At 43.4% G+C, this 8974-nt stretch carries 12 protein-coding genes; 2 read left to right on the plus strand and 10 right to left on the minus strand.

Features of this window, described 5'->3' with window-relative positions; all coding sequences use genetic code 11:
• The 7 genes from QXR92_04335 to QXR92_04365 all read right to left on the minus strand — a co-directional run.
• Positions 1-190 (minus strand): hypothetical protein (locus QXR92_04335; protein MEM0319227.1); only part of this gene is annotated, 190 nt, incomplete at its 3' end.
• Positions 191-208: 18 nt separating this feature from the next.
• Positions 209-1504 (minus strand): transposase, encoded by a 1296-nt coding sequence (locus QXR92_04340; protein MEM0319228.1) that lies wholly within the window; start codon positions 1502-1504, stop codon positions 209-211.
• Positions 1501-1929 carry an IS200/IS605 family transposase gene (tnpA, locus tag QXR92_04345; GenBank protein MEM0319229.1) on the minus strand — a complete coding sequence of 143 codons (429 nt, stop codon included), beginning with the start codon at positions 1927-1929 and terminating at the stop codon, positions 1501-1503. Before tnpA ends, QXR92_04340 begins: the two co-directional genes overlap by 4 nt.
• 111 nt (positions 1930-2040) lie before the next feature.
• Positions 2041-2526, minus strand: coding sequence for a hypothetical protein (locus tag QXR92_04350; protein MEM0319230.1), 486 nt, complete (start codon positions 2524-2526; stop codon positions 2041-2043).
• Positions 2527-2537: 11 nt separating this feature from the next.
• Positions 2538-3110, minus strand: coding sequence for a hypothetical protein (locus QXR92_04355; protein ID MEM0319231.1), 573 nt, complete (start codon positions 3108-3110; stop codon positions 2538-2540).
• Positions 3111-3231: 121 nt separating this feature from the next.
• Complete coding sequence (locus tag QXR92_04360) at positions 3232-3432, minus strand: hypothetical protein (protein ID MEM0319232.1); 201 nt, start codon at positions 3430-3432, stop codon at positions 3232-3234.
• A gap of 47 nt (positions 3433-3479) precedes the next feature.
• On the minus strand, positions 3480-4181 hold the full coding sequence (locus tag QXR92_04365; GenBank protein ID MEM0319233.1) for an archaellin/type IV pilin N-terminal domain-containing protein: 702 nt from the start codon (positions 4179-4181) through the stop codon (positions 3480-3482).
• 201 nt (positions 4182-4382) lie between these two features.
• On the opposite strand from QXR92_04365, the gene QXR92_04370 reads away from it, so the two are divergent.
• Positions 4383-4718 (plus strand): hypothetical protein, encoded by a 336-nt coding sequence (locus QXR92_04370; protein MEM0319234.1) that lies wholly within the window; start codon positions 4383-4385, stop codon positions 4716-4718.
• On the opposite strand, the gene QXR92_04375 is transcribed toward QXR92_04370, so the two are convergent.
• Complete coding sequence (locus tag QXR92_04375) at positions 4677-5522, minus strand: hypothetical protein (protein MEM0319235.1); 846 nt, start codon at positions 5520-5522, stop codon at positions 4677-4679. The two genes, QXR92_04370 and QXR92_04375, sit on opposite strands and share 42 nt — an antisense overlap.
• A gap of 390 nt (positions 5523-5912) precedes the next feature.
• On the opposite strand from QXR92_04375, the gene QXR92_04380 reads away from it, so the two are divergent.
• Positions 5913-6686: a DUF2208 domain-containing protein gene (locus tag QXR92_04380; protein ID MEM0319236.1), complete on the plus strand. Its 774-nt coding sequence runs from the start codon at positions 5913-5915 to the stop codon at positions 6684-6686.
• 59 nt (positions 6687-6745) lie between these two features.
• Here the strand turns inward: QXR92_04380 and QXR92_04385 are convergent, their stop codons facing one another.
• A complete protein-coding gene (locus tag QXR92_04385) occupies positions 6746-8134 on the minus strand; it encodes a M20/M25/M40 family metallo-hydrolase (protein MEM0319237.1) in 1389 nt (462 codons plus the stop codon).
• A gap of 44 nt (positions 8135-8178) precedes the next feature.
• On the minus strand, positions 8179-8974 hold a 796-nt coding region (locus tag QXR92_04390; protein MEM0319238.1), incomplete at its 5' end, for an ABC transporter substrate-binding protein.

Genomic DNA, 8974 nt, shown 5'->3' on the forward strand with positions numbered 1-8974 from the left:
CTGGAAAGATCAGGGCCGCTCCAACCGCCATTATAAGAATTCCAAGAATGAAGAATGTCAGTTTTCCGGAGAAAATAATATAGATGCTGATGGCGCTTCCTGCTACTATTATAGCTACTGAAGAAATATCTATTAATTTGTATACAAATGGCTTTGGTTTTATTTTTGTTTCGTATATTTCCTGCGGCATACTGACCTCCTCCCCGACCTAAAGTGCGAGGGTTCTGGGAAGGTTTAGGGCTACATTCCCAGCTCTCGCTGGGTTCAGCCCTGCGCCTGGTCTCAAGCGCATTACCCCTACCCCATATAGAGCGGAGCTCGGGGCTATGGTTTTAGCTTTGAGCAGCATGTTGAATGCTCCTACCAGGTCTGCATTGAACACATTGCTGTGTTTGTAGCACTTCAATAATCCTCTGTATATCCTCTTGTGCTCTTGGTTCTTCACTCTGCATAGTGGGCAGGTGGAAGAAGTGTTCTCTTCATTAACGAGCTCCACCTTTATACCGTACTCTTCTCCTACCTCGATCACTCTTCTCAACAAGTACCCGTATGTCCATGCGTGAACTACTTCGAAGTTGAGCTTAGAGTTCTTATTACCGTTTTGAGCTATGTATTTTGGATAGCCAACCAATACCCTTAATATGCCTCTCCGGTAGAGCCGCTCCATAGCGTTCCTCACAGCCCAGTTAATGTAGTCCTTCACCTGCCTCCTCCACCTCTTGTACATTCTCCTGAGCCTCATGGAGGTCTTCAATCCATACCTGTTCAAGGTGGATTGATAATCTGCTAACCTCTTTCTCCAGTAGAAGCTAATGCTCTTCAACGGTCTACCTGAAATAATTAGAGCTGAACCGTCCTCCATATACACAGCCAACAGGTTATTAATGCCTATGTCTATTCCAGCAACTTTATCTCCCAGAGGCTTTGCTGGAATTTTAACCCATTCATCCTTAACTATCTTCTCAGATACCTCGAATGCTACATGTATATACCACTTCCTTTCATCACTGTCGTAGCGTACCTCAGCCCTACCCTGCTTACCTCTAATGCTTACTCTACCAGCATACCTTACCTTGATACTACCGATCGCTCCGAGACCCTTGAAAACAATTTGGTCTCCTTTGAACCTGTACTGGTCGTTCCTGAGGACACACCACAGCTCTCTAAAACTGTTCTTCTTTCTATAGCCTGGAGGATTCACCTTTCTGATGAATTGTGGTAGCTTTCCTTCTCTCTTCGTTTTCAGTGCTGAGAAGAAGCCCCTCCAAGCCTCATCGTTCTTGTTTAGGATTTGCTGAGCTGTTGCCGAACCTATCAATGCCTTGTACTTCTCGTAGAACTCTCTATATGTAGATCTTAAGTCAACTTTCTTTTCCTCGAAGAATGCTCTTCTCCTAGTATAGTTGATCTCGTTCCAGAGCCTAGCTGATAGTGAGCAAAGCAATTTGAGCTTGTTCTCTGAATCTCTATCCGGCAGTAGCCTTAGTGTTACAGTTCTCCTCATCTCTCCTTCTCCCACTGCTCTTCTACGTATTTCCTGATGATGTCAGCTGATATATTACCAACAGTTGCTACGAAGTAGCTCCTAGACCATAGCTTACCTCTAGTAGCACCAGTCTTCAGCTCCGGGAACCTCTGCAGTATCCTCCTAGCGCTCTTACCCTTGAGGTAGTTCACCACATAGGCTGGGGATAGCCGTGGAGGGCATGAGCAGAACACATGAACATGGTCTGGCAGAACCTCGATAGCTATAGGCTCACAGCCAATCTCAACAAATATCTGCTTCAGCACTTCTCTAGTGTATTCAGCAACTTCGCCTACGAGAACACCTCTACGGTACTTAGGAATCCACGCGAAGTGATAGCCGCACCAATACATAGCATGCCTAGTGCTCTTGAGCTCAAGCCCCGTCTGAGAGTCGCCCTCCATGGCTATCCTTTAGAATACATTAGAGGATACATAGCTTATAAATCTTGCTGCATCATCCCAGCCCAAAAAGGACGAGGCTTTCAGTTTGGTAAAGCTGAATCCCAATAATTTTCACCCACCTTTAACCATTTCCCCTCCAACCCCACCAGGAAGAACAATCTTCAAGCTGTAAGGAGGAGAAATGGAGGTAGTGTTGAATATCAGCATAATAATTGTCTCTCCGCTCTTCCACGATATGTCAGGCTGGAGTTTTATGTATGTCCAATGTCCAGGAGATGGCGTGGATGAGTAAGTATACAGTATTGGACCAAAACCATAAGTGCCCAGATATATGTCTGTCATGGAAGCAAAGCCAGGAGATATATCTGCGTTTCCTGTGTTCTTCACGTATACAACAAAGGATTGATTGCTTGAGTTATAGTAAAAATCAATTATTGTAATTGAATTCTCCATGTTATTGACGTTGGAATATATGATTTGAGAGATGCTGCTGTTTAGAGCAGAGATTTTTGTTAACATGACAAATGCAAATATTGAAGCTATGGTTATCGCAGCGATCGTCAGCAGTGCATGTGTTATTGTTGTCGACTCACCCAATCATGGTTCCCCTATTGTCCCTTTGTTTCTCTCTTCTTCAGCTTATCCAGAACCGATTCGAGGAATTCCTGCTCAAGTTCCCTGTCTGGGAGATCAAGCAATCTAGCTATTATGTATAGAGATATGATCTGCTCCTCAAGGCCTATGCCGCTCTTGAGGCTCTTATCAATCAATGCGTTGATCTGCTTGATCTGCTCTAGAGCTCTCTCATCGCTCAGTCCGAAGCTCTTCAGGGTTGAGATCTGATCTTCTATTATCTCTCCTGATACATGCTCTCTCAGCATGTATAGGGTCTTAAGCGCCCTAACTACTTTTTCAAGATCCTTTTCGCTTTTTTGAGTTTCAATATGTGGTGCATTAGCAGCCTCGTTTCTTCTCATCAAAATTTCCTTTTGAATAGGTTCCTCACTTTTCTGAGCCGTGCTTTTTTCCTCCTTCACCTCCTTAGGCAAACTCTGAGAGGCTTCTTTCCTAATCGATGCAAATGGTCCGGTCAGATCGCTCAGAGCGGTTTTCAGCTCAGCAATTGCATCTTTCAGGGCATCTACTATTTCTTTCAGCTCCTCCTCCTTCCCTTCGCTCATTTTTCTCATCCCTCCAAATCTTCTTAATATGGGATGAACGATTGCCCTACATATAGGGCAATCGCAAGCCCACTCAACCTTTTTTCTTCGCTCATTCCCCCTCACCGCTCGATCATCCTCTTTAGCTCAGAGAGGTCGCCAGTCCGGCTATGAAGACGTGCATTGCTATTAGACCAAGAGCAACAGCAACAGCTCCTATTGCGAACTTCTCAAATCCGCACATCTCCAAGGACTTCAGCAGCAATATAATGCTTATCGCAACTGCACATAGCGATAATGCTGTCATCACATATGCCCTTTCTATATAGAGCTCGGGGGACATGAGCGAGCGCCTCTTTTTTTAAAAAAAGTTATGTTTTTTATACCAGTTCATCCTAGGCTGACTGCACCTTCTGGCAGATTCGGCGGCATTGTCCTCTCTACTGTTAGAGGGGCTCCCTCCGGGGGCCTTATCTCAATGCTCAGCTTTCCGTAGGGAGGCAATGAATTGGCTGTCCCCATATTTATCAGCACTATTGCTTTTTCGCTGAATTCAAGCACACTATCATAGTTCACATTCTTGAGAATGACGATGTATGCTTCGGGAGAAGATGGCGATGTGCTCCATATGGCATTGGCAATAGAGTTTGTTGACAGATCTGGTAGAGGTGTTGTAGTGAATTGTGTGCGGTTAGTGGCATAGTATAGATTTCCATCAGTTGAATTGTAGTAGAGTATGCCCTTGTATATATTCTCAAAGGACGTTCCTCCCACTATCACTCCAATGGTCACTCTGGAAGGTGCTAGATCAACAGCTGAAACTCCGGCAGAGGTCTTTATGGGTACTGATACATCAACAATGTGTGTGCTGTTGCTTATTCCCAGAACTGAGCCATCAACCTCAAGAGCAGTGCTGGCCTCTCCCAATCCCTTGCCTATTACCTCTTTACTCTTCTGTGTTGTGAAGAGCCCCATATTCAGCGCTACAAATGCCAGAGCAGCAGCGACTATCACAAAGGCTATTAGCACTATGGCAGCTTCTATTCCAACGATCCCTCTCTTCTTCTTTTCCTTCACTTTCTTGTTTTCCATTTTCTCACCCGTTTTACGGGTATCGAGAAAGCTCTCGAGCTCGAAAGAGTTAAGGGTAAGTTAAAACGGCTACCGACAGAGAGCTTTATCGTCCTGCTGATCGTCGCCAGGTGGTCGCCAAATTAGGAGGAGTATAAACGAATAGATTTCCTAGAAAGTTATCGGTGGGGGAAAACGGGAAGCTCCGAGTTCCTCAGAGTTTTGGTCGATGGAGTCATTGTTAAAGCTGTATATCTTATCAGGCTGGAAGAGGGAATTGTGGCATCCTGGCCGCCCGAGGAGGACGGGGAAATTGAGAGCATTGTCGATCTCACTTCTGTCCCTCAGAGAGAGGGGCTCTATTTTGTCATTGGGGGAGATCAGCTTCAGAGAAAGTACTTCGGCATTGTAATCAAGGACAGCATATTGCTTTTCAAGGTTGGAGAGGAAATGCAAGCAGAAAAGATAGCTGAAAAGCTGAGCCATGTGTACTTGCTTATAAGAGGTAGAAGGAGATCAGGGAGAAAGGAGAGAGACGGTGAACTCTACAAAAGATAGCGTCAAAAGTATGAAAAAGGCATCAAAAAGAGAGCCAACCAGAGCTGTGAAGCTTGTGAGGAGTATTTTGATTAAAAATAATGGAATTAAGAGAACTTCTCTGACTCTCCTGAATCTCCACATGCGCATCCTCAGCTTCAACCTGGTTCTGGCTATAAAGTCACTTTTGAACTGCATATATTGCATGCTCTTATAGTAGATGGCCCATCCTTCTTTCTCCAGCTTATAGAAAGTTTTCCTTGTTGATGGTATCACTATTCTTCTGAAAATTCTTATTGGAGGACGGGAATAAGCGTCAAGATATGATTTTGCTCTTTCCGGACTAAGCCCTACTAGAGATGAGAGCTTGCTGAGATCCATTTTGCCCTCCGAGGAGTTTGCCAAGTAAACGATTGCATTGTAGATGTGATATAGCCCAGTTATTTTCTTCAGAATAACGATTCTGTCTCTATTAGAGAGGACCTCCTCTTTGCTCGAGCTATCCTGGGGTGTTTCCTTTAGACCAAGAGCATCTTTAAGCATCTGTGAGTACTTTTCTCCTGTTTCTGTTAGCACATAGATCGGTTCCCCATTTCTCTCTCCTTCCTTTCTAATTATTCCCTTCAACTGCATTTTCCTAAGAGCATCAAGAATAGCCTTCCTCCTTTCATCCATTAACTCAACTAGATTTGATGGAGTTAGCTCTCTGTTTCCGAGAAGAAAGGCGAGCATTATTTCTATTTGGAGGGTTGATTTGGAAAAGTCAATTGTTTCATCCAGCTCCTTGAGAACAGTTAGCTTCCTGTTGAGCATCTCGATTTTCAAGGGTATACCTCTTATGAAAATGTTTTTCAGGTACGAAACAAATATTAAAAAGACTTGATAGATAAATGTATTTTAATGTCATATTATTCTATTAATATATGCACGATATTACTGATCGGGCTTTAATTTGCCGACTTCTCTCAAGAAAATAATATTTTTAAATATATCAAAATTAAATTATTTTTATAACAGTTTTTCGAAAAGTTCTTTCATAATATCCTTTACCATTTTGAAAGCCTGATGGGTTCCAATTAAAGATGATTAATATTTTATTACCGCACTTACAGAAAAATGTATTGAGCAGTGGAGAATATTTAAAGGAAAGCACTGAATGAATTCTTTATTAACGTTAAATCCTCAAAAAAATTGAACTCGCGAGGTTGCTGATAAATGTCGGCAATAATGCAGAGCAAGAAGCAAATTCTGATAAGCCAGCTCTCTATTCTATTATTCGCTGTGGTAGCAGGCTTCCTGGGAAGAACTGGAACGCTTTATTGGATTTTCATATTTCTCTATTTCATCGTCTATATGTACTTAATGAGCAAGTTTGGACAGCCAAAGTATCCCAGCTCGGCTAAGGCAGCAGAGCTGGAGAAGGGGAAGACTCTATATGAAGAAACAAAGGCTTTTGAGTATGTGAGCAGTGATAAGCAATACGCATTGGAAATGCAGGAGCAAATGAAGGCAATGAATGTGAGCATGATGCTCTCCTTCGTGGTGCTCATCTATTTCTTCATAGCATTTGCTCCAGTGACTTCATATATTGCTCCGCATTTCTCGGATGAGAGAATTGGGATGACAGTTGCTTATCTTACCCTATTCGAAGGGAGCTTTGCCATAAGCACTGCTGGACAAATCTATACCTCAAGAAAGATGAAGAAGCAGAACAAGAAGATGGTGATGATAAATGTTCCCAGAAGCTTCATTGTCACAACCAAGGGTGTTATCTTAAAGGGATTGACCAGTAGTTCTGGACTCAAGTTTCCCCTAAGTGGTTTCAAAATAGAGCTGAATGAGGATAGGAAGTTCGTTGAGCTCACAAATGAAACGGAAAAGGGTATATATAAAGTTAGATTCTATACAAAAAGCCCAAAAAAACTGTATGACATAATTATGAGAAGAAATGAGAAGATTGGCGAAGAGGAAAAAGAGGATGATGAATAATAATTTCCGAGCTCTTGCGATGAGGTTACCTGTCTCAGCTGAGCAGACTCTTCATAGCTCTAAGCTCGGCTTCCATAGGCTCCCTTCAATTTTTCCATGAAAAGGGCAGTATATAGGGCAATTTTTGGGATGGTATCTGCTGTTATGTACTCATTTGGAGCATGAGCTCTGGCACCGCTTCCTGGAGCGGTATCAATCATTGCAGTTTTCAAGACACGGGTAAACAGATATGATGGTGCTGATCCAGGCAAGATTGGAATGACATATGAATTGTAGCCCAGATCTCTGTACGTATCCCTCGCTATTTCAACAGCAGGAGCTCTGGGATCTGTTTTTCCCCATGTATATGAATTGAGCACTGTATATTCAACAAAATCTCTTAAACCCAGGCGCTTTAGCATTTCCTCGAAGCCCCTAACTACATCCTCTGGCTCAATTCCTGGGACTATCCTGAAGTCAATTTTCATTGAAGCCTCTGAGGGAATTATAGTCTTTGTACCTCTTCCCGTATATCCTGAAATAATTCCATCTACGTTGACTGTTGGTTTGAAGTGAGTTGCTATGTACCAGTCATCGCCAGAAATTCTGGGCTTGTAAATTCCATAGCTACTCTGTACCTCCTCCATTGGAGATGCTTCCTTTATATCCTGCAAGTAATTCAGATCTTCCTCTGTAGGACCGATAGCTTTTTCCTCGAGCCACGGGATCCTCGGACCTTCCAGAGGATCAATCATGTGAGATATTATCTTTGAAAGTATTACTACTGGGTTGTAGAATCCTCTACTATAGCTACTGTGAACATCATACTTAGAGGTCCTCGCTCTCACTTCAATATAGACTAGTCCCCTGTTGCCTAAAATGATCCACGGCTTTCCTGGAACTGATTCTGATGGGAAAGCGAAGTAAGTTACCTTTGCTCCTTCCAGCTCCGACTTCTTGTCTTCAACGAATTTTGGCATGGATCTGCTGCCAAGCTCCTCCTCTCCCTCGAGGACTACATATGTGGTTAGGGGCAGATTACCTTTCAAATTCAAGAGAGCTTCTAAGCCAAGTAGGGAGCCCATAAGAGCCCCCTTTGAGTTATAGCTCCCCCTTGCAATTATTTTGCCATCAACTATTTTCGCTTCAAAGGGGGGTACCTCCCAGAGCTCTATTGGATCCGGCGGCTGCACATCATACATGTTATAGACTATTGCTTTCTCGTCAGTTTCCCCTTTTATCTTTGCGAAAACTATTGGATGACCTCCGTAGGAAAGGAGAGATGCCTCTCCTCCAATCCTATCTCTAATCCATTCTCTTAGATAATCCGCAGTTTCAGCAATTCCCTCGCCCGTGGCCGAAATGCTGGGCATTCTAATTAGATTCCTGCCTTCCTCTATCATGTATTCCCATCTTTCTTTAACATGTGACCGAAGACGTTCAAGAAAGTCCTTTTTTGATGAATCCAAATTTTCCCACCTTCAAAAAGTTCTAAACTTATTTGAAAAAAAGATTATTTCTTTTTCCTTAGAAGGAATGCAGCTGCTACGGCTACAGCAGCTACAACCGCAATGACAGCAGCTAATGCCAGACCTCCTATTCCACCAGCTGTTGTAGCAGGAGAGGTTGTTGTGTTCTGTGGCGTTGTTGTAACTGTAGTTGTAGTTGTGGTAGCTGTGGGAGACGGGGTGGTGGTTGCGGTTGTCTGTGTTGTCGTCTGGAGGGGCAAGTAATATGTATTTATTATTGGATCGTAGACAAGCCACTTGCCAAGAGGGAGGTCTGTTCCAGCAAAGTTCTTGTCTATCACGTTAATCCATACGAACTTGTACAGGGGGATCTCCACGATATTCCTGTTCACATAGAGCTCTACCTGCTGCATGTCATAGATCTGTTTCTGGGGATCGCTCTGATGCAGCCAATCATCGAGATATGCATCCACCTCAGTGCTGTTTAGATAGAATGGGTTGCTGAATGCCCCCTTTCCTATATATTTGCTGTGGAAGAGCTGATAGGCCCATATGGGAGAGATCCAATAGCCGATTAGAGCCAGCTGATATTTATAGGTGCTCTGCAGCTGGAGGAATGTTGGTAGATCGACTATCTTGATGTTGAGGTTTATTCCTACATCAGCTAGTTGTTCCTTCAGAACCTGAGCTATCGTTTGAGTTTCAGGGAGGTTTCTTGTTAGCAGCTCGATTGTGAATCTCGTTCCATTGCTGGAGACTGGATATCCTGCCTCATCGAGGAGCTTGCTGGCGAGAGTTAAGTTCCTCTCGTAGTGTATCAGCCCGCTTGGAGGTGGGACG

The organism is Fervidicoccaceae archaeon, from assembly GCA_038734945.1.
Classification (GTDB): domain Archaea; phylum Thermoproteota; class Thermoprotei_A; order Sulfolobales; family Fervidicoccaceae; genus ARK-14.

Excerpts from the sequence above, each read along its gene's own strand:
- QXR92_04340 (MEM0319228.1), bottom strand. The coding sequence starts at position 1,504 with ATGAGGAGAACTGTAACACTAAGGCTACTGCCGGATAGAGATTCAGAG.
- QXR92_04380 (MEM0319236.1), top strand. The coding sequence starts at position 5,913 with ATGTCGGCAATAATGCAGAGCAAGAAGCAAATTCTGATAAGCCAGCTC.
- QXR92_04365 (MEM0319233.1), bottom strand. The coding sequence starts at position 4,181 with ATGGAAAACAAGAAAGTGAAGGAAAAGAAGAAGAGAGGGATCGTTGGA.
- QXR92_04355 (MEM0319231.1), bottom strand. The coding sequence starts at position 3,110 with ATGAGCGAAGGGAAGGAGGAGGAGCTGAAAGAAATAGTAGATGCCCTG.
- tnpA (MEM0319229.1), bottom strand. The coding sequence starts at position 1,929 with ATGGAGGGCGACTCTCAGACGGGGCTTGAGCTCAAGAGCACTAGGCAT.
- QXR92_04360 (MEM0319232.1), bottom strand. The coding sequence starts at position 3,432 with ATGTCCCCCGAGCTCTATATAGAAAGGGCATATGTGATGACAGCATTA.